Raw genomic sequence first — 22550 nt, 5'->3', positions numbered from 1 at the left:
AAAAGAGAATCATGATTGCTCGCTATAACAAAATAGTGTTTTTGATAGGCGCATTACTTTGTACGAATGCCTATGCAAACGCTCAAACGCAACAGACGCTTGCTTTTCAGGGCGCAGAAGGATATGGCGCATATGCACAGGGAGGAAAAGCAGGAGACATTTATCACGTGACCAACCTTGCAGATTCAGGCAAAGGAACTTTTCGCGAAGCAGTAAGTGTGCCGGGAAGAACAGTGGTATTTGATGTGAGTGGGGTGATAAAAATCAAAGACAAAATTGCAGTGTCTCCAAACACTACCATCTCGGGGCAAACCGCACCTGGTGAGGGAATTGTAGTGTATGGAAACGGTGTTTCTTTCGCCAGCAACACTATTGTAAGATACATGCGTTTTCGCGGCAGCATCAATATGTCAAAAGGTGCATGCACGGTAGTGCTGGACAATCTGAACGATCTCATCATGGATCATTGTTCCATACAGTGGGGGCGCTGGGACAACCTACACATCAAAGGCAGCTCGAACATTACACTTCAACATTGCATTATTGGCGAAGGCATCGATCCGCAACGGTTCGGTGCATTGTTTGAGGATCCCAAGAATATCACCATTCATCATTGTCTCTGGATAGATAACCAGAGCCGCAATCCAAAAGCAAAAGCAGGTATTGAGTACATCAACAATGTTGTGTACAACTATGGCGTGAATGGCTTTGTTGGCGGACATTCCGCAGCAGATCATTACCAGGATATCATCAACAACTATTTTATTGCTGGCCCAAATTCATCGACAAAATTCATTGGCATGTTTACCGCAACAGATCATGTGTATCACAGCGGAAACTTTGCAGATCTCGATAAAGACGGTGTATTGAATGGCCGCCCCGTAGTAGATTCTGATTTTGTGAGTGCTACTGCTACATTGCTTTCCAAACGTAGCAACGAATCTCCTGCCGGAGTGAAAATTGAAGATGCCGCAAGCGCTTACAAAAGTGTATTAGCAAATGCAGGCGCTTCATTGAACAGAGATGCAGTTGACCTGAGACTTATTGGTTACCTGAAATCTTTAGGAACGAGCGGTGAGATATTTAAAACAGAAGAAGCTGCCGGCGGGCAAGCTGAATTGAATGTCAGCAAGAAGAAAAGTAAAAAGTCAAAAATGAAAAATCAAAATACCGAGGCCGAAGCCCGCTAAATAGAGATAGTTGTTAGTTGATAGTTGAGAGTTGTCAGGCTTTCTTTGGAGCATTGCTTTCTACCGCCAGACAACTAACAGCGTCGACAGTTCAGTTGATAGCTTTTGCAAGACCAATCTGTACATAAACTCTAACAACTAACAACTATCAACTAACAACAATTGCTAAAAAACTCTACTCAACCAAAACATGCCATGAAAAAAAAGATTGCTGTTTTTAAACTCACCAGTATGTTTGGCATCTGCTGTCTTCTGTTGCTGACGGCAGGTTCCTTGCAAGCACAAACACTTGCGTTCCCCGGGGCTGAAGGCTTTGGCCGTTTTGCAACGGGAGCAAGAGGCGTCGCTAATCCGGAAGTATATATTGTTACAAACCTCAACGACAAGGGAACGGGTTCTTTCCGCGATGCGGTGAGTAAACCGGGCCGCATTGTGGTATTCGCCGTAGGTGGTATTGTAACACTTGCTTCAGATGTTGTTGTGTCGCCAAACGTAACCATAGCTGGGCAAACCGCTACAGGTAACGGTATCGTTTTCTTCAATAAACGAGTAACTTTTTCCGGAGCAAGCAATACGATCTCTCGTTTTATACGCGTTCGCCTCGGCGCAACCAATAACGCCGGTAATGATGCGTCAGGGCTTGCAAACGGTGCCAATATGATATTTGACCACATGTCCATTTCATGGGGCATGGATGAAAACTTTTCCATCAACTGGGATAGTAAAGGATCTGCGCCAGACAATATCACCATTCAGAATTGTATCATCGGGCAAGGGTTGTTTCGTGAAAACCACTCTGCAGGTGGTTTGATACAAACCCCTGATGGAGGCAGAGTTAGCTTGTTGAAAAATTTATACATCAGCAACAAAACACGTAATCCTAAAGTAAAAGGCGTAAATGAGTTTGTGAACAACGTCGTATACAACTATGGTAATGGTGGAAGACTCGCCGATGATTTTACCTATCCATGGGCGGCAGATGCTTATATCATGGGCGGTTCATCCGGTACGTCAGAAGTGAATATAATCAACAACTATTTTGTAGGCGGCCCACTTACTCCAATCAGCAAAACAACGCCGTTCTCAAGAGGTACAGGTACTTTTAATGTATTTGGTTCCGGCAATTTTTTCGACAACAACCAGAACGGTGTACTCGATGGGGCATTGGTTCCATTCGATGAAACGGGCTATCCTGGCATAACAGGTGATGCATTTAAGGCACAAGCGTTTCCATATCCTCAGGCAAACCCCACAATGAATGCGGCGGATGCATATCAACATGTCATTGATAGTGTAGGTTCCTGCTATCCGCGTCGTGACCAGGTGGATGAGTTGATGATCGATGAAGTGAAATCAAAAGGTACAAAGGGTATGTACGTATATCGTGAAACAGATCTGCCGCTTGCAAACGGTGGTCTTGGTAACGTGTACAGTGGACCAGCGCCATTGGATACAGATGCCGATGGCATGCCCGATGCATGGGAAGATGCGAATGGCCTGAATAAAAATAACAAAGCTGATGCGGTTACTTACAGCACAACTTATCCGCAGTATCTTAATATTGAAGTATACATCAACTCACTGTTGAACACAGTGCCTCCTGCATTGATCAAGGCTCCGTCAAGTGTAACGTTGACTGCTACTTCGGCTGAATTGCCTGCACCTAACAGTGCTGTTGTAGTAAAATGGACAGACAATGAAGGCAGTGAAGATTATTTTATTTTGGAGCGCTCAACAGACGGTGTTAACTACACAGATGTAAATCATCCCGCTGCAAATAGCACTACGTACACAGACAACTCTGGGTTGGTGCCTAACACAACTTATTACTATCGGATTAAAGCAGTAGTAGGAGCAGATGCATCAGGGTACAGCGTGCCTGTGTCTGTAACAACGCCTCCCATTCCAAGTGCGCCAACACTTGCAGCGACACCTACACCGGCCAATGGTTTTCAATATGCGGAAATCAGTGGTGGTAAATTAACGTTGAAATGGACAGGTAGTTCCAACACTGTAACTTACCAGGTTTATTTTGGAACAGATCCCGCTGCGTTGGTAAAAAAAGCTGACGTAGCCTACGTTGCAGCTCCTTCTTACGATATTACAGGACTCACAGAAAACACAACTTATTACTGGCGCATAGATGCCATCAATGCGAAAGGTTCAGCAGTTGGCAATGTGTGGTCATTCAGAACAACAAAAGCTATTCCTGCTGGTCTTGTTGGATTCTGGAGTTTTGATGAAACAGGAGACGATCTTAAAGTAATAGATTCTTCACAATACAAGAACGACGGTATTCTAGGCCTGGATGCAGACGATGCAAGCATTCGTATACCGGGCAAGAAAAACAAAGCCCTCGATTTTTCTACGGCCAACACAAACATGTATGTAGTAAGCGTTCCTCACCAGGATCAATTGTTCCTTGACAAAGGTTCGTTCTCCATGTCGTTTTGGATGAAAGCAGATCCAAGCAATTTGCCACAGGACAACAATACGAGTGCTTATCTTTTCTGTAAAGGTTCTATTACAAAGAACACTACAACAGGCGCTACAGGTAAGCGTTTCGATATTGAATTCAAGAACAAGCAACTTCGTTTTGCCATCGATGATGACAATGATGCAAACGGTGGTGGTAAAGATGAGTTACAAGCAGATGGTACCGGTTTGTTTACCAACGAATGGGTGCATGTGGTAGTGATAAGAGATACAGCTGCGAAAAAGTTACGTGCTTATCAGAATGGAGCATTGATAAAAGAAGTGGCCATTGCAAAAGCACTTTCAGGTATTGGGGAAACAAGTTCTTTGATCATCGGTAATATTGGTGAACTCGAATTCCTTGCTACTACCAATAAGCCCGCACCATATAAAGGCAAGCTCGATGAATTGAAAATTTACAACTACGCATTAAGCTATGCCGAAATTGTAACGCTGTATTATGGAAGCGCGTTGGCGCAAAAACCTTTCGATCCGTCTGCCAATAACACAACGGTAGAAGGCTTCACGGACACGTTGAAGCTGACATGGTCTGGCGGTGTAAATACAAATAAATACCAATTCTATTTCGGGACCGATGCAAGCAAACTGACTAAAGTTTCCGATAGCATTAATATCAACAGTGCGTTGTACAACGTAACAAAAATGCAGGCGCAAACAAAGTATTACTGGCGCGTAGATGCAGTTGGGCCTTTGGGTGTAACCACAGGTGATGTTTGGAATTTCACTACAGGGTTTGAACAGGGCCTGGTAGCGCATTATGCGTTGGATGCCACAAGCGGCGTGATTGCATTCGACAGCACCAAAGCTGCCAATCATGGTACGGTCTCCGATGTGGCCAATCCAACATGGACGAACGGAAAATTCAAAGGCGGCCTTGGATTATCAACTCCTTCGGCTACCGGCGCGATCGTAGTTCCCGATGCACCGCAAATCAGGTTTGACGAAAATGCCTTTACCGTTTCCATGTGGGTAAATATTCCGTCGAACACTTACACAAGTTCAAATAGCAAGGATTGTTATCTTTTACAAAAGGGAACCTTTGAGGCCAACACCGGTAAATGGTATGGCCTGCAATTAAAGGACGGTAAGCTTACATGGGCTATTGATGATGGTATAACAAAAACAAATATCGACATCACCGTAACATCAGGTGCTACTAATCTTTTCACCGGCAAATGGGTGCATATCGTTGCCATACGCGACATAAAAAACAAGTTGCTGAAAGTGTACATCAATGGTGCACTGGCTGGTTCAAAAGCTTACACTACGCTTTCAATCGGTAAATCAGATAACCTGCTTATCGGTAACTCTACGGAGATGAAACCTTTCCGTGACAGCCTGGATGATATCAGAATGTACAACTACGCTTTGTCTGACATTGCCATCCAGAAATTGTACAATGGACAGGAATTGCTGAAAAAAGTTTCTAATCCAACACCTGCTAACGGCAGCGCCGGTGCGGGTCCTGAGAAAGTAAACTTTACATGGACCGACGTAACTGGAAGCGCTACCGGTTTCAATATGTATGTTGGCACATCACCAGATTCATTAAAAGCGAAATCAACAAATAAAACAGCGACAACTTTATCTATTGATTCATTGAAACCAAACACCACTTATTATTGGAAGGTAGACGCAATGGATCAGGATGGTACAGTGAAAGGCGATGTGTGGTCGTTCACTACAGGAAAAGATACGACAGCTCCGACAGTTGTAACGAAAAATGATACCATACGATTGAGTGCTACAGGTGCTGCAACCATTGTAGTGGCAGACATCAACAACGGAACAAGCGATGTGTATGGAATCGATTCATTGATCTTGAATAAAACAAGTTTCAGCTGCGCCAACATAGGCAACAACACAGTAAGATTAACAGCAGTAGATAAAAACGGCAACAGGGCAAGCAAGACAGCAGTTGTTGTTGTGATTGGTAACAAACCTGCGAAACCTGTTATTACTCCGGCTAATGTAACCATTTGTCTTGGCGACAAAACTACCTTAACAGCCGCTGCAGTAGATTCAGCTGTGAGTTATCAGTGGTTGTACAATGGTGCTGCGATCAATGGTGCGAAAGCATTGGCCTACACCACAGCAATGCAAGGTCAGTACAATATCCTTGCTATTTCCGGCCAGTCTTGTCTTTCAGATACATCCGCGGCAGCAGTAGTAAAGATCAATGGTGATACCGCTTTGACAGTGAGCGCGGATACAACAATTAGCAGAGGTGCAAAAGCAATACTACATGCATTTGGCTCAGGAGATATCAAGTGGTCGCCATCAATGAGTGTAAGCAACATTTCAGGCAACAACACTGATGCGGCACCGACCTCTACAACTACCTATGTAGCGACACTTACCAACAGCCAGGGCTGTAAAGCAAGCAAGTCAATTATCGTGAAAGTTGAAGAGTCTGCACTCACGGAATACAACAAATTGCTGTCTCCAGATGGCGACGGTGTAAATGATAAACTCGTTATCAAAAATCTTAGCGGTTATCCAAACAATCGCATACAGATATTTGATCGCTCAGGCAAACTTGTGTACGAAAAAGTTGGCTACAACAATGATTGGGACGGAAGATACAACGGGCGCATACTTACGAACGGTACTTACTTCTTCGTATTAACTGTAAACAACGAAGTGAAAATCAAAGGTTCTGTAACAATAATTCATTAATAACAAAAAGCGATGATTGACGCAACAATCATCGCTTCACCAAAATAGTAGCATATGAAAAAGATCAACAAAAAAGGTTTGCGGTTGCTGTTGCTATCTGTGGCATCTTGTTGCATAGGTGCATCAGCAAGTGCACAACATTTTTTCAATAATCCTATTTCTCAATATTATCGCGATGGCTATTTGTGGAACCCGGCACTGGCAGGGCAGAATGGCACCCGGTTGTATGGTTTGCTGAACACATCATGGTCTGGTTTTGAAGGGGCTCCTAAACTCATCACCTTTGCAGGCGACGCAAAGCTGGGTGATAAATCCGGCGTCGGCATCATTATTACTTCAGACAAAAGCGGCATCTTTCAAAGATACCAGGGTGCAGCGTCCTATGCATTTGTCGCGAAGCTGAGTGACAAAAACAGTTTGCGCATTGGAGGTAGTCTAAATTTTTACAAAGAACGTCTGGATAATTCTGCACTTACATCCAATGGGCAGATAGATAATACAGCCAAAACCTTCAACGACAAAGGCATGCAGTTCAACGGCGATCTGGGATTGTCATTTGAAGGCGAACGTTTTTCTATCGGAGCCACAGGTTACAACATTGGTTCTTACATGCAGGATTCTGCGGGCCGCAGCAGTGACCTTGCGATGGGGCAGGTTTTGGCTTCTTATAAATTCAACTGTGAAGATGAGCGCATCAGCGTAAAGCCAATGGCCGCGTATAAAATGTTTTACGATCAGAAAAATATTTTCACAGGAGGTCTTCAACTGGAAATGCAGGATGCCTTTCATGCAAGCGTGTACTGGCAAAGCACCGGTAACGTAATGGGCGGCCTCGGTATCATGGCGAAAAACCTGGGTGAAATAAACTTTTTCTACAGTTCAAAAAACAAATACAATTACAATCAGCAATACGAAGTAGCGCTGAAAGTAAATATCAAATAGCGATCGTTTACATTGTAGGTGTGACAAGCAGTCTTCATTGAAGGCTGCTTTTTTTGTTGCACCAAGTTGTCTGACATGTCGCCCCTACGGGGCTGGCTTTGGGTTTCCGGATTTGTTGCGTACGCTACTAACATGTTGCCCTCTGGGGCATAGCCGAAATGTAACGCGCCCCAGAGGGGCGATATGTTCGTAGAAAAAAGAAATGGCGGCCATGAAATGCCAGCTCCGTAGGGGCGACATGTTAGATGTTACGAAGCAAAAATCACAAACGAGTTTTGTTGACGCAACAGAAAGATACGAACTGTAGCTGTGGTTTGTGTCCCCACGAACCACCACTATCAGAGTGTACATTTCGGTTCGTGAAGACACGAACCGAGGCGGCGGCTTTTTTCTACTTTGATGCAGCACCAAACCTGACAGGGTTTTAAAAACCGGTAAGGTTTGGTAACCTCTCCGCGACCCCAATTCTTAATTTTTAATTCTTAATTCCTAATTATTTTTTCAGGATGCAACAGGACAGCTACAATCCTATAATATGCTATTTTGTACGCTCAAGATTGTAAGCCATGTCAAATAAAACCCTGTTGTCAAGATTATTACTATGCTCCGTTTTGTTTACTGCCATTTGCGGAACGCTTAATGCGCAAAGTCCCGATCTGAGCTGGACAAAAAAAGTTGGCACCCGCAGTGTACCTTCCTCCAAAAAAATATTCTCCGTAAACAAATATGGCGCGAAGGCAAATGACACCACCAACATTTCTACCAAAGCAATACAAGCCGCCATTGATGACTGTGCCAAAAAAGGTGGAGGTGTTGTTACCTTTCAACCCGGAATGTATGTAATGGGAAGTGTGTTTGTAAAATCAGGTGTTAATTTTCGTGTCGATAAAGGCGTTACAATTTTGGGGAGCCAGGATTTTGCCGATTATCCTGAAATCGATACCCGCATTGCAGGTATTGAAATGAAATGGCCGGCAGCGCTCATCAATGTAATTGGCCAGAAAAAGGCAGCGGTAACAGGCGATGGTGTTGTAAATGCAAGGGGGAAATTTTGTTGGGACAAATACTGGAACATGCGCAAAAATGACTATGACCCCAAGGGCTTGCGCTGGATTGTGGACTATGATGCCAAACGCGTAAGAACCTTGCTCGTGCAGAATTCCAGCGATGTGACTTTGAAAGGAATTACTTTCAAAAATGCAGGTTTCTGGACAGTGCAGATATTGTACTCAAGTTATGTTTCTGTAGATGGATTAGTGATCAGAAACAATGAGGATGGCAAAGGCCCAAGTACCGACGGCGTAGATGTAGACTCATCAACGTGGGTGTTAATTGAGAACTGCGATATTGATTGCAACGATGATGATTTCTGTTTGAAAGCCGGTCGCGATGGTGACGGGCTTCGCGTAAACAAACCAACAGAATATGTAGTGATCCGCAAATGCGTTGCGCGCAAAGGTGGCGGCCTGCTTACCATTGGCAGTGAAACTTCCGGTGGCATCAGGCACGTGTTGGCTACAGATCTTATCGGTAAAGGAACCGGCAATGGCTTTCACATTAAATCTGCTTTCACAAGAGGCGGTACGGTAGAAGATATCCATTTTCAAAATATACAATTGGATAGTGTAGCTACTGCGTTTCATTTCACCATGAACTGGAACCCATCTTATAGCTATTCTAAATTACCTCCTGCATACAACTATGATTCCATTCCTGAGCATTGGAAAAAATTATTGCAGAAAGTAGAGCCGGCACAGGGTACGCCCACTTTCAGAAATATTTACGTATCTAACATCACTGCTAAAGGAGTTAAAAAGATCATCAATGCAGAAGGCATGCAGCAATCGGCGTTGAAAGATTTTCATTTTACCAATGTGCACATTAGCGGAACAGATGCGGGCGAAGTAAGCTTTGCCGATGGATGGATGTTTAGCGATGTAACGCTTACTCCCGCCAATAATGTGCCGTTGAAGGTGAGCAATAGTGGGAATATGAAACTGTGAGCAATGACTGAATAACTGAGTAACTGAATAACTGATGGGTTGAATTATTGAATAATTGAATTATTGATGGAAAGTCGATCTTCAAGTTCAGTTATTCGCAAATCACTCTGCTATGAAAAAAATAAGAATATTATTCCTCCTCGGCATCATCGGCCTCTTTGCTTTCAAGATGATGCAAAAAGAAAAGCCCGTACTTTACATCATTGGTGATTCTACGGTGAAGAATGGCAACGATACAGGAAAAGATTCTCTCTGGGGCTGGGGGAGCTTTATGTACCAGTACTTTGATACATCGAAAATAAGTGTGCGCAACCATGCCATAGGAGGCAGGAGCAGCCGTACTTTCATCAACGAAGGTAGATGGGCAAATATCCTGGCAGTGTTGAAGCCGGGCGATTACGTGCTGATGCAATTTGGTCACAATGACAGTAGTCCGCTGGATGACACAGCACGAGCCCGCGGTACAATCAAAGGCATTGGTGATGAGAGCAAAGAGATATACAATCCTATTACAAAAAAGCAGGAAGTTGTTTATACTTACGGTTGGTATATGCGCAAGTTCATTAGCGAAGCGAAAGCCAAAGGTGCCGTACCGATTGTATGCTCACCGGTGCCGCGTGACAACTGGAAAAATGGAAGCCTTGCCCGCAATAACGAAGAATATCCCACATGGGCAAAGCAAACTGCTAAGTCACAGCAGGCTTTTTACATTGACATACATAATGCAATAGCAGACAAATATGATCAACTTGGTGAACAAAAAGTGAATACATTTTTCCCGAAAGATCATACGCACACCAATCGTGAAGGAGCGCTCTTAAATACAGAGACAGTAGTGCAGCAATTGAAAGATTTGAAGAAGTGCAGCCTGAAGAAATTTATTTCGAAGTAAAAGAAGATTTGCAATGATCAGAACAAAAAAAAGTTTGTATAAAAAAGTATTTCTACTGGCGGGCGTTTGCCTTATGATGCATACCGGAATGCAGGCACAGGAGAAGATTGACAGGGAGGCTTTGGTAAAACGCCACAATGTGATCAATGCCAAATATGATTCGCTAAGTTCGCTCACAGTAGGCAATGGACGCTTCGCATTTACGGTAGATATTACCGGGTTGCAATCTTTTCCGGAAGCATATGCAAATGGCGTAAACCTTGGCACAGAAAGCGAATGGGGCTGGCACAGCTTCCCCAATGCGAACGATTATAAAAGAGAGGATGCGTTAAAAACATACCAGTTCAACGGACGCGATGTAAGCTATGCCGTGCAATGGAACGAAGACGGTATTCATAAAAAATCTGCTGACTATTACAGGATCAACGAACATCGTTTACAACTTGGCAACCTTGGTTTTGAAATTGTAAAGAAAGACAATACACTGGCTACGCTTCAGGACATCCAGAAAGTGTTTCAGCAGTTGAATGTATGGACCGGAGAAATTGTTTCTACCTTTTTAATAGAAGGGGAGAAGGTAATGGTAAGTACCATTGCCAACCAGGAAGATGATGTTATCTCCGTTGCCGTCACTTCATCGTTGGTGAAAGCGGGTCGTCTCAAAGTGTTTCTTCGATATCCATATCCCACAGGTGCATTTTTAGATGGCGGAACAAATTACGCAGCAGAGGATAAACATACTTCTGCGATTGTAATGCAGGGAAATGATTTTGCACGGGTAAAACATTCATTGGATACAACCACTTATTTCACAGAATTTTCCTGGAAAGGGAAAGCCTCATTGACAAAGAAGGCAAATCATTATTTCCTTTTAGCTCCTCAAAATAGCACAGGACAATTTTCTTTCAGTTGCAGATTTGGCAAAGCTGAAAAGGAAACCATTCCAAATTATCTGCAGAGTTTGCAAAGTAGTTATGCTGCATGGACAAGCTACTGGAAAACAGGCGCTGCTGTTGACTTTAAAGGCAGTACCGACAGTCGTGCATTTGAATTGGAGAGAAGAATTATTTTGTCGCAATATCTTTTACGCGTGCAGGAGTCCGGTAATTACCCGCCCCAGGAAACCGGTTTAACTTTCAATAGCTGGTACGGAAAACCGCACCTGGAAATGCATTGGTGGCATTCCGCACAATATGCTTTTTGGAACAGACCGGAGTTGTTGCAAAAGTCCATGGATTGGTACAGCGATCCTGTAGTGTATAAAAACGCAAAGGCCATTGCAACAAGGCAAGGTTATGATGGTGTACGCTGGCAAAAAATGACCGACAATCCCGGAACAGAAAGTCCGTCATCTGTAGGTGCATTTTTGATTTGGCAACAACCTCATTATATCTATTTTGCCGAGTTGTGCTACAGGAAATTTCATAACAAGGCGACGCTTGAAAAATACAAGGAAAATGTTTTTGCAACCGCGGATTTCATGGCTTCCTACGCGCATTGGGACAGTGCCACCAACCGCTACATTCTTGGCAAAGGGTTAATACCCGCGCAGGAAACTTTTAAAGCAACGGAGACATTTAATCCAATATTTGAACTGACCTACTGGCAATGGGCATTGGCTACAGCGCAGGAATGGCGCGTTCGTTGCGGCTTGCCACGAAACAAAAAGTATGATGATGTAATGCAACATCTTTCCACGATACCGCAAACCAACGGTTTGTACTATCCTGCAGAAAGTGCAGCTGATGCTTACACAAATCCAAAATACAAGACAGATCATCCCATAGTAGTGGGCGCGATGGGAATGTTGCCGCCTGTAAAAGAAATGGACACCGCGGTGATGCGTAAAACATTTGACTGGGTTTGGAACAACTGGTCATGGCCAGAAACCTGGGGATGGGATTTCCCTTTGGTGGCAATGTCTGCAACACGTCTTGGTATGCCAGATAAAGCGATAGATGCTTTGTTTATGCCAATCACCACAAACACATACCTGAGTAATGGTCACAATTACCAGGATGGAAGATTGCGCATTTACCTGCCTGGAAATGGTGCGTTGCTATCTGCCGTTGCAATGATGTGTGCGGGATACGATGGCTGTAACGTAGAAGAGCCGGGCATTCCGAAAAATGGTAAGTGGAAAGTGCGTTGGGAAGGATTGCAAAAAATGCCTTAACATTTGAAAACAACACAAGAATACTAACATACATGAACGCTTGTAAAAATATTTTAGTAACAACATTATTGGCTGCAACCGCGATAGGCGGCTTCGCACAAAAGTTGCCAAAGAAAAAGAATGTGCTGAAGTCAATCACACTTGCCAACAGCTACTTTATGCAAAAGTGGCCGGATGCAGGAAAGCCCATCATGACGAACATTGAGCGCCCAAGCAATATCTGGACACGCGCAGTGTATTACGAAGGATTAATGGCTTTGTATAGCGTTGACAAAAAACAGGCGTACTACGATTACGCTGTGCAATGGGGCGAGAAGCACAACTGGGGTCTGCGCGGTGGCATTGCAACACGCAATGCAGACAACCAATGCTGCGGCCAAACATACATTGATCTTTATTTGATTGATAAAAAAGAAGAAAGGATAAAAGACATCAAGGCGAGCATCGATTCAATGAAGGCTACGTCAAAAATTGATGACTGGAACTGGATAGATGCGTTGCAAATGGCGATGCCTGTTTACCTGAAGCTCGGTCATTTGTACAATGATACAAGCTACTACAACCGGATGTATGACATGTATGCTTATACAAAATTCAAGCATGGCGTTAATGGTTTGTACAACCCCGCAGATCATCTTTGGTGGAGGGATAAAGATTTTGTTCCCCCATATAAAGAACCAAACGGCGAAGATTGTTACTGGAGCAGAGGAAATGGTTGGGTAGTAGCAGCGCTGGTGAAAACATTGCAAACTTTGCCAACAACGGATCCGCATTATAATGAGTATTTACAGGATTATAAGGATATGCTGAAAGCCCTGCTGCCGCTGCAACGCGAGGACGGTTTCTGGAACGTGAGCCTGCATGACTCCACACATTTTGGTGGTAAGGAACTTAGTGGTACAGCGTTGTTTGTATATGGAATGAGCTGGGGAATAAACAACAATATGATTGACAGAAATACTTATTTGCCCGCTGTAGTAAAAGCATGGAATGCAATGGCAAAAGATTGTGTACATACAGATGGTAAATTAGGATCTTTGCAAGGCACCGGAAAAGAACCTAAGGATGGACAGCCGGTAGGTTATGATAAGACGCCTGACTTTGAAGATTATGGCCTGGGCTGTTTCCTGCTTTGCGGCACGGAGGTGTATAAATTGAAATAGCGTGAAAAAAATGGTGGAGGGAAAATGAAATTAGGAATTAAAAATTAGGAATTGAGCATTTCGTACAGACGTGGCAATTCTCAATAGTTTGCGCCAGAAACTAAATTCTAATTTTTAATTCAATGTCGTTTAGTTAGCGAGAAGGCTTCGACAAGCTCGGCCTGACAGCTCGTTCGCGCTGTCAGGCTGAGCTTGTCGAAGCCCCGTTAAACAGGAATGGTGATTGCGAAATATTTCTTAACTAAACGACATTGAATTTTTAATTCCTAATTGTCATTATATTCGTGTTGAATTGACACTTAAAACGGTTATCAAAATTTTCCCAACATTTTGCCATGAAAAAAACAATTCTTCTTACCGGAATAATTTTTTATTCATTTTTTAGCACAAAGACTTTTTCACAAACGGACTTTAAGCAATGGGCCCAAACACCGCCGATGGGATGGAACAGCTGGGATTGCTATGGACCAACCGTTACAGAGCCAGAAGTGAAAGCCAACGCGGATTACATGGCGCAGCATCTGAAAAAATCCGGCTGGGAATATATTGTGGTCGACATCAGGTGGTTTGTGGAAAATGACAAGGCCGGCGGCTATAACCAAACGGACCCGCGCTATGTGATGGATGAATATGGCAGATACCTGCCAGCTGTAAACAGGTTCCCCAGTGCGGCGAATGGGAAGGGTTTTAAGGCGCTTGCAGATTACATCCATTCAAAAGGATTGAAATTCGGCATTCACATAATGCGTGGTGTTCCCAAACAGGCGGTGGAAAAGAAATTGCCCGTTAAAGGAACAACCGTTACGGCTGACCAGATATACTCAACTGCCATGCAATGTGAATGGCTAAAAGATAATTATACAGTTGACGCTTCCAAAACGGGAGCGCAGGAATATTACAATTCCATCTTCGAGTTGTATGCTTCATGGGGAGTGGATTTTGTAAAGGTGGACGATCTTTCACGTCCGTATCATCAGGATGAAATTGAATTGATAAGGAAAGCCATTGATCGTACCGGACGGCCGATCGTCCTGAGTACTTCACCGGGAGAAACGCCAATTGGCAAAGCAGATCACGTGCGCACCCACGCCAACATGTGGCGCATGGTGGATGACGTGTGGGACACGTGGCCACACATTACGCACCTGATGAAAGTTGCCGAACAATGGTATCCGTACATTCAGCCGGGCACCTGGCCGGATTGCGATATGATTCCGCTTGGAAGACTATCCATTCGCGGCGAGCGCGGTGGCGACCGCCCGACAAGGCTTACAAAGGATGAACAATTTTCGCTGATGACCTTCTTCACTATTTTCCGCTCTCCGCTGATGTTTGGCGGCGATATGCCAAGCCTTGACGCATTTACAAATTCTTTGTTGACCAACAAAGCTGTTTTGAAAATGCATCGCGATGGCAAAGACGTAAAACAATTGTTTCAAAAAGATGGTAAGCTCGCGGTTACATCGGTGAACGCTAAAACGGGCGAAAGATACCTTGCGCTGTTTAATATTTCCGACGATGAAAAGCCGCTTGAGATATCAGTTCCGTTGTCTGATTTGGGAATAACCAAAACAGTGTCCGTAACTGATATGTGGACCGGAAAAGCAGCGGGCAAAGCAACGGGCAGCGTATCAGCAACATTGGCGCGGCACAGCTGTAAATTATTTAGGTTGAAATAAAGCAGAAGTCGAATTCGAAAGTCAAAAGTCAAAAGTAAAATTCAAAAGTCTCCAACGATTTTGAATAGCTTTTGACTTTTGACTTTTTAATTTCACCTTTTTCAATTGTCGAAGGCAAAATTCAGAAGGCAAAATTCAAATGATTCTCAAATGATCTTGAATCCCTTTTGACTTTTGACTTTTTAATTTCACCTTTTTTCAATTGTCGAAGTCAAAATTCAGAAGGCAAAATTCAAAAGATTCTCAAATGATCTTGAACCCCTTTTGATTTTTGACTTTTTAATTTTTACTTTCCCCTGCTTCTTACTTTCATTTTTTTAAGCACAAACTTTCCTTCAAAATGATGTTTTTTTAAAAACTTATATAAAAAAATTATAAAGTCTGATTTTTTAACATTAGTTTTAATGAAAGGGTTGTTAAGCTTTTTGGTTTTAATGAACTCCTTTCTGCCTTAGCAACTCCCGCTCAAACCATTGCATTTAATAAACAACTGCCTACAATGAACCAAATCAAAAACTCCATCAGCTTTTGTTTGCTGCTTTGTCTTTGGTGCACTTTTGCCCTGGCTCAGCAAACCCAAACAGTTTCCGGAACTGTTAAAGATGACAAGGGACAGCCTGTCCCCGGTGTAAGTGTTGCCCTTAAAAATGGCAAAGTCGCCGCAATTACAGATGGCAACGGTAGATTTACCATGAAATCTGTACCGGCCGGCGCCACTTTAGTTTTCACCTCAGTTGGTTATGCTGCTTCAGAAGTTAAAGCCAGCAGCACAGACATGACCGTCGGATTAACTCCTGGCGCTTCTTCCAACCTTACCGATGTTGTGGTAACAGGTTTGGGCATTAAAAGAGAAGCAAAGTCTATTGGTTACTCTGCCCAAAAAGTGGTGGGCTCTGAAATTACCAGAGCCAGTCCTCCGGATCTTGCAACTGGCCTTATGGGTAAGTCCGCGGGCTTGAACATCACAAATCCAAATGGTGTTCAGGGTAACTCTCAGAGGATAGTTATCCGTGGTAACAACAGTATACAAGGCAGTAACCAGCCGCTGATCGTTATGGATGGTATTCAGGTAACGAATGACCCTATCGGTGGTCAGCAAGGCAACCTTGGTACTGTAACTTCTGGTACTACTTCGCCTACAACCGACCTCATCAGCCCTAAAGACTGGGGTTCTTTTTTAAATACTATCAATAGTGATGATATCCAGGACGTTACTGTGTTGAAAGGTGCCACAGCTGCGGCATTGTATGGTGCCCGCGGTGCAAACGGCGTTATCCTTATCACCACAAAGAAAGGTGGAAAACGTGCAGGTGTTGGGCTGGACTATAATCTATCTTCTTTGTGGACAGATCCATATCGTTTTCAAACCGTTCAAAATTCTTACGGCTACGGAGGAGCGAATTCTCTTTGGTCAGCCAATCTTGATTTTCCAAAAGATGCGAATGGTAATGCCCGTTATCCAGGCAACTACCCATGGGATGGCACACCTGCGGGTGATGCATACCAGGTGGCAGGAGCTATTCCGGGCGGTTATTCCACATGGGATATCTTTAGCTGGTACGGTCCGGCTACTTCATGGGGGCATAAACTGGATGGCTCAGAAATCATTTGGTGGGATGGCGTAAAACGCAAATGGGATCCGCAACCGGACAACAGAAAAGCATTTTTCCGCACCGGTAACACCACTACCAATAACGTGGCTGTCAGCAGTGGAGGTGATTGGGGCACCATGCGTATGGCTTATACCCGCATTGACAATACTGCGATTATTCAAAACAGCAATTACAATCAGAACACCATTAATCTTGGTGCAAATCTGAATGTCTCAAAAATACTGAAAGCAGAAGTTACCGCTACCTATACAAACTACAACAGACTGAACGTTCCTGATATTGCGAACGACTTTGGATGGAGCAACTTCATGATCTATTCCATGCCGAGAGATTATAAACCGCTTGAGTTTAGCAACTATAAAAATCCGGATGGCAGCAGAAAGAATTACGTGCAGGATTCTCCGTTTGGTTACTATCCTTACCAGAATAACTACAACGACAAATTATTCTGGCACCTCTTTGAGCAAAATCAACGGTTAACAAGGAACCAGTTATTGGGTTCTGTGAAACTCTCTGCGGACTTTACGCCATGGCTCAACATTAGCGGCCGGGCTTCCATAAACAGTGCCAATACTTCCGTTGAAAGCAAGTATAGCCCTATTGATGCACAAGGTGTACAGGGCCAGTATGGTATTGAAGGAATAAAGAACTCAGATGTGAACCTTGAGCTGTTCACCACGGTTCATAAAAACAACATCTTTGGTTCCAAATTCAATACCAGCCTGATGATTGGTAACAGTGCACTGAAATCAAGAATGTATGACAACAATGCATGGAACAGCGGTGAACCCAATGCCGTTTATGGCAAGGCTAGTGTTTATCCATGGTCAACGCCTTATAAATACAACCTTTCCAATACAACCGCCGGAACAATAACACCACCAGTAGAAGTTTGGAACGATCTTAACCTGAATTCTATCTTCGGTTTGTTGGATGTGTCCTACAACGATTTCTTGTTCTTACAGGTTACTGGACGCAATGACTGGTCCTCAACACTGCCAGAGCAAACAGCTTCTTATTTCTTCCCTTCAGCCAGCTTGAGCTGGGTGTTCACGGAATCCATCAAGCCATTGCAAAATCTTACGTGGTTAAATCATGGTAAATTAAAAGCATCATACGCGGAAAGCGCCAACGGAGCACCGCCTTACCTGTCTGTGTATACTTATAACCGCAATGTGATCGGCAATTATATGAATGGCAATGCACCTACCGCATTTGGGGGATTACCCGTGCGTGGTTATCAGCAATCACTTCCTCCGGGAGGATTCCTGGTGCCTCAACGTAATAAATCATTCGAATTTGGCCTGGAAGCCGGTATGTTCAACAACAGATTGAATTTTGAATTGACCTACTACCAAACCAAAGCGACATCGCAGATTATGCAGAATTCCGTAGCGACATCCTCTGGCGCAACTCAGGTGGTGTTCAATTCAGGCGAACTTTCCAACAAAGGATTTGAATTTATTGTCAGAGCCACAGCTATTCAAAGCAAAGACTTTAGCTGGAACATAGCAGTGAACGGAGCGCATAACCAAAACAAAGTCGTATCCCTGGCGCCAGGCATGGATGTATATGACCTGCAGAATTTGTGGGGAACCAATGGCGTAATGGTGAGAGTGAAAGCCGGTGAAAACTATGGTACCATTTATGGCTATGATTACACTTATAAAGATGGTAAAAAAGTAGTGGCTCCTGTGCTTGATAAAACGAATCCAAGCAAAGTAGTAGGTACTCAGTACGTAACAACACAGGATCCTGTTCCTATTGGTAACTCTACTCCAAAACTTACCGGTGGTATCGCCAACACTTTCCGTTATAAAAATTTCAGTCTGTACATAATGACCGATTTCAAACTGGGTGGCCAGATATTCTCTGCAGACTACGGTGCGGCCATGAGCGAAGGTCTGGCTCCGGAAACGTTGAAAGAAAGAGATGGCGGCGGCCTTGCATACACCTATCCTGATGGTACAACTGCTAATCATGGTGTGATACTGGATGGCGTGTATCAAGATGGCAAACCAAACAAAGATGTGGTTCAGTACATGTATAAATATTCAGGGCAATATGCGGCATGGTCCAATGTGAAAATGCCTCGTAGTAATTCCGTTTTCACCAACTCGTGGGGTAAATTAAGAGAGTTGACCCTCACTTACAGCGTGCCATCGAAAATTGTGAAACGCACAAAAGTGCTTCAGGGTATGGACATCGCATTTGTTGGTCGCAACCTGTTCTACCTCTTCACAACACTACCGGACAACCTGAATCCTGAAGCGATTAACGGTATCGGTAACGGACAAGGTATTCAGTGGGCAGAGTTCCCTGGCACAAGAGACCTTGGATTTCAACTAAAACTAAAACTGTAAACATCGTGAATGGAGAATGGTGAAACGTGAATGGGCCGTTTAGTTGCCGGGTTCACCCTGTTTAGCAAAAGCCCTATCGCAATCACCAATTCACGATTATCGATTGACCATTCACGATAAAAAAAACACAGATGACACACATAATAAACAAAACCGGGTACATGATCTTATTGTCCGCAGTACTGTTAGGGTCCTGCACAAAAGATTTTGAAACGATCAATACGCCACCTGTGGATCCTACGACTGCGCCGACCCCGCAGGTTTATAACGCAATCGTTAGTTCCCTGCCTATGGTGAGCGGCGAGTATTCAGTCATGAATTCATGGCTTTATCCCATCACGCAACAGGCAATAGTTACCTCCGGCGCTTATCCATACGATAATGCCAAGGCAAGCGTTTGGCAAAACTACTACCAGGCCATGGGTGATTACAGGCTGTTGCAGGATCGCATTCACCAGGAGAAAGACACGACTATTTATAACAATGTGTCTGCGATGCTAAGAACCATTTTGGCTTACAGCACATTTAAGGTAACAAACTACTATGGCGACATCCCTTACACCCAGGCCGGCTATGCACCATTGAAAGGTTCAGTTGGTTACAAGCCCGTTTACGATAAACAAGCCGATGTGTACGCTGCTATGTTGAGTGACCTGAAATGGGCCGTTGACAATTTCAGTACCAACTCCAATCAATACTCAGTAGGAGCCTACGAAACGTTCCTGCAAAATGACATCACCAAATGGATACAGTTTGCCAATAGCTTGCGACTGTATGTTGCTGTTACTCTGGCTGATAAAAACAGCACACTCGCGGCAACCCACATTGCAGAAGCGCTAACCAAACCGTTGCTGGCTGATGGTAACGATATTGGTTTGTGGCCAACCAAAATTTCCGGCCTCGAATTCCAATGGCGCCAATGGTCATTTTCAGCAAACTGCTACCTGCGCATGGGATCCACTATGTGGGGCCTTATGTCAAGCAATAACAATAAAGACGGCAGTGGTATTTTTGATATCAGGTCAAAACTTTTCTACGAGCCAAATGGTGCAGGAGAGTGGGTGCCATATCCGCAAAACCCTACCACATCTACTCCTTCAGAGGGGGGCGCTCCTTATTCAACCGACCGTTTTACAACATGGAACAAGAAAGCAGGTACTCTTTATTCACCGGTTAACCTGTATTTCGAACAGGACACAAAGTCTATTCCTGAGTTGATGTTAACTGCTGCACAGGTGCATTTCATAAAAGCCGAAGTATACAACAGGGGCCTTGGCGTTGCCGCAAATCAGACGACCGCGGCGGCAGAATACAATGCCGGCATCGCAGCGTCTTTGAATATGTGGAAGAGCATTGCGTTTAACTCGCCGGTTTGGGTAGTGGGTAAACCCGCGTCTGCTACTGCCACAAGCGCTGAAATAAGTGCAGTGGTCAACAATCCAATCACAAAGTATGATGCGGCTAATGCAGCCAATGCATTGAAGCAGATATATGCGCAATTGTGGATTGATCAGTTCAGGCAACCATTTGATGCGTGGACATTGCAAAGAAGAACCGGTAACATGACTCCGATGTCAACAACAAATCCTGCTTATTATACCGCCAATTTCGGAACCTACCAACGTTTTGTTTATCCTGATCCGGAATTGAACTATAATTTTGATAACTGGAAAGCTGCCACCGGAGGGACTGACCTTAATAGTACGAAGATTTGGATAGCAAAATAGAGAACAATTAATAATTAATAATTAGTAATTAATAGAGTTGCAGTCGCTATAAAATGCGGCTGGGAGAGCGGTCAGGGGGGAGAGAGGCCATATTAATTACTAATTATTAATTATTAATTGATTTTGCCAACATCGTGGAGTTTTAGGATAAAATATTTGTCCGCAATCATTGTAACCTTAATAACTTCGCGACGTCTTACTATATTCACATTTTTTTACCCAAGAGCCTATCGGTTCTTTATGACCTAAGCATTATCCTTGCTAAAATCCTTATAGATATGGCAGAAAAAAAAGATATCTACCGAAAAAAAATCCTTACTGAATTATATTTTGCCAAAACACTATCCTGTTCGGACCTCAGTGACCTTATTCACAAAAGCCTGCCCCTTACTACCAAAATGCTCAATGAATTAATAGAGGAAGGAAAAGTGGAAGAAACGGGCCTGGCTGCATCTACCGGCGGCAGGCGTGCGGTAACTTACAGGATCAGGCCAGATGAAATGTACGTTGTGGCCGTAGCGATGGACCAGCTTGTTACACGGATCGCTGTGATGGACATGCAAAACCATTACGTAATACCGGTTGACAGATTTGAATTACCGCTGGGCAAATCAAAAGAAGATCTGGCAGTACTCACCAATAGAATAAATGAAGCGATAAAAGCTTCTAAAGTTGACAAACAAAAAATTGTAGGAATCGGCATCGGAATGCCCGGATTTGTGGACGCAGCAAAAGGGCTCAATTATTCTTTTCTTGATTCGGATGGTCAAAGCATCTCTGATTATATTTCCGGCAAAACGGGTATCCCCGTTTTCATCGACAATGATTCCAGTCTTGTAGCACTAGCTGAGCTGCGCTTCGGCGCAGCAAAACATGTTGCCGATGCGATGGTCGTTAATATTAGCTGGGGCGTTGGTTTAGGTATGATATTAAATGGCCAGCTTTTTCGCGGCCATAATGGATTTGCCGGAGAGTTTAGCCACATACCACTTTTTGTGAACAATAAGCTTTGCACATGTGGCAAAAGAGGATGTCTGCAAACCGAAGCATCCCTTAGCCTTGTGGTAGAAAACGCCATTGAAGGATTAAAAACAAAAGGCGTTTCGCTGTTGAAGAAATTACCTGAAAATCACTACGAGCAAGCATACGAAGCCATCATAGAAGCGGTGATAAAAGGAGATAAATTCAGCATAGAACTATTTTCGGAGGCCGGCTATAATATTGGCCGCGGCCTGGCGATCCTTATACATTTATTGAACCCCTCACTGGTCGTTCTTAGCGGCAGGGGGTCTTCTGCAGGAAAAATATGGTTGCCTACCATTCAACAGGCACTCAATGAACATTGCATTCCACGCTTACAAATGAATACAGAAATCAAAGTATCTGAACTTGGATATGAATCGGAAATCATTGGAGCCGCAGCGCTGGTGATAGAAAATTATGGTGGCAAAAAACTTTCAATACCTCCCATGACACATGCCAAAACATACAGCTCAGCCATTAAAAGAAAAATAAGTCTCCAATAGAATTAATATGAAATGAGCTCCGCCTGCCGATGGCGCGGGGCGAATTCCCCGCCCGACAAGGTCGTTCAGGCGGGCATCCGACAAAAATAAAAAATGAAAAA

The 22550-nt window shown here is 43.8% G+C and carries 11 protein-coding genes; all 11 read left to right on the top strand.

Annotated features, from left to right (window positions below; translation table 11 throughout):
* The first annotated feature begins 11 nt into the window (after positions 1 to 11).
* Complete coding sequence (locus tag KTO63_RS02395) at positions 12 to 1190, top strand: pectate lyase family protein (RefSeq protein ID WP_217789525.1); 1179 nt, start codon at positions 12 to 14, stop codon at positions 1188 to 1190.
* A 195-nt stretch (positions 1191 to 1385) separates the two neighbouring features.
* Complete coding sequence (locus KTO63_RS02390; protein ID WP_217789524.1) at positions 1386 to 6365, top strand: LamG-like jellyroll fold domain-containing protein; 4980 nt, start codon at positions 1386 to 1388, stop codon at positions 6363 to 6365.
* Between the two features lie 54 nt (positions 6366 to 6419).
* Complete coding sequence (locus tag KTO63_RS02385) at positions 6420 to 7307, top strand: PorP/SprF family type IX secretion system membrane protein (RefSeq protein ID WP_217789523.1); 888 nt, start codon at positions 6420 to 6422, stop codon at positions 7305 to 7307.
* A 566-nt stretch (positions 7308 to 7873) separates the two neighbouring features.
* Positions 7874 to 9310 carry a glycoside hydrolase family 28 protein gene (locus KTO63_RS02380; RefSeq protein WP_217789522.1) on the top strand — a complete coding sequence of 479 codons (1437 nt, stop codon included), beginning with the start codon at positions 7874 to 7876 and terminating at the stop codon, positions 9308 to 9310.
* A gap of 112 nt (positions 9311 to 9422) precedes the next feature.
* The gene (locus KTO63_RS02375; RefSeq protein ID WP_217789521.1) at positions 9423 to 10202 is read left to right on the top strand and encodes a rhamnogalacturonan acetylesterase; all 780 of its coding nucleotides are present in this window, start codon (positions 9423 to 9425) and stop codon (positions 10200 to 10202) included.
* A gap of 13 nt (positions 10203 to 10215) precedes the next feature.
* On the top strand, positions 10216 to 12378 hold the full coding sequence (locus KTO63_RS02370) for a hypothetical protein (RefSeq protein WP_217789520.1): 2163 nt from the start codon (positions 10216 to 10218) through the stop codon (positions 12376 to 12378).
* A gap of 32 nt (positions 12379 to 12410) precedes the next feature.
* On the top strand, positions 12411 to 13541 hold the full coding sequence (locus KTO63_RS02365) for a glycoside hydrolase family 88/105 protein (protein WP_217789519.1): 1131 nt from the start codon (positions 12411 to 12413) through the stop codon (positions 13539 to 13541).
* A 335-nt stretch (positions 13542 to 13876) separates the two neighbouring features.
* Positions 13877 to 15220, top strand: a complete 1344-nt coding sequence (locus KTO63_RS02360) for a glycoside hydrolase family 27 protein (protein WP_217789518.1) — start codon at positions 13877 to 13879, stop codon at positions 15218 to 15220.
* A gap of 499 nt (positions 15221 to 15719) precedes the next feature.
* Entirely contained in the window at positions 15720 to 19196 is a 3477-nt protein-coding gene (locus KTO63_RS02355) for a SusC/RagA family TonB-linked outer membrane protein (RefSeq protein ID WP_217789517.1), read from the top strand.
* A 131-nt stretch (positions 19197 to 19327) separates the two neighbouring features.
* Positions 19328 to 20923, top strand: coding sequence for a SusD/RagB family nutrient-binding outer membrane lipoprotein (locus KTO63_RS02350; RefSeq protein ID WP_217789516.1), 1596 nt, complete (start codon positions 19328 to 19330; stop codon positions 20921 to 20923).
* Between the two features lie 278 nt (positions 20924 to 21201).
* Positions 21202 to 22449 (top strand): ROK family protein, encoded by a 1248-nt coding sequence (locus tag KTO63_RS02345; RefSeq protein WP_217789515.1) that lies wholly within the window; start codon positions 21202 to 21204, stop codon positions 22447 to 22449.
* Positions 22450 to 22550: the final 101 nt, after the last annotated feature.

This window comes from Pinibacter aurantiacus, assembly GCF_019130065.1.
Lineage (GTDB): Bacteria > Bacteroidota > Bacteroidia > Chitinophagales > Chitinophagaceae > Pinibacter > Pinibacter aurantiacus.
This window is presented reverse-complemented; position numbering and strand designations above follow the sequence as displayed.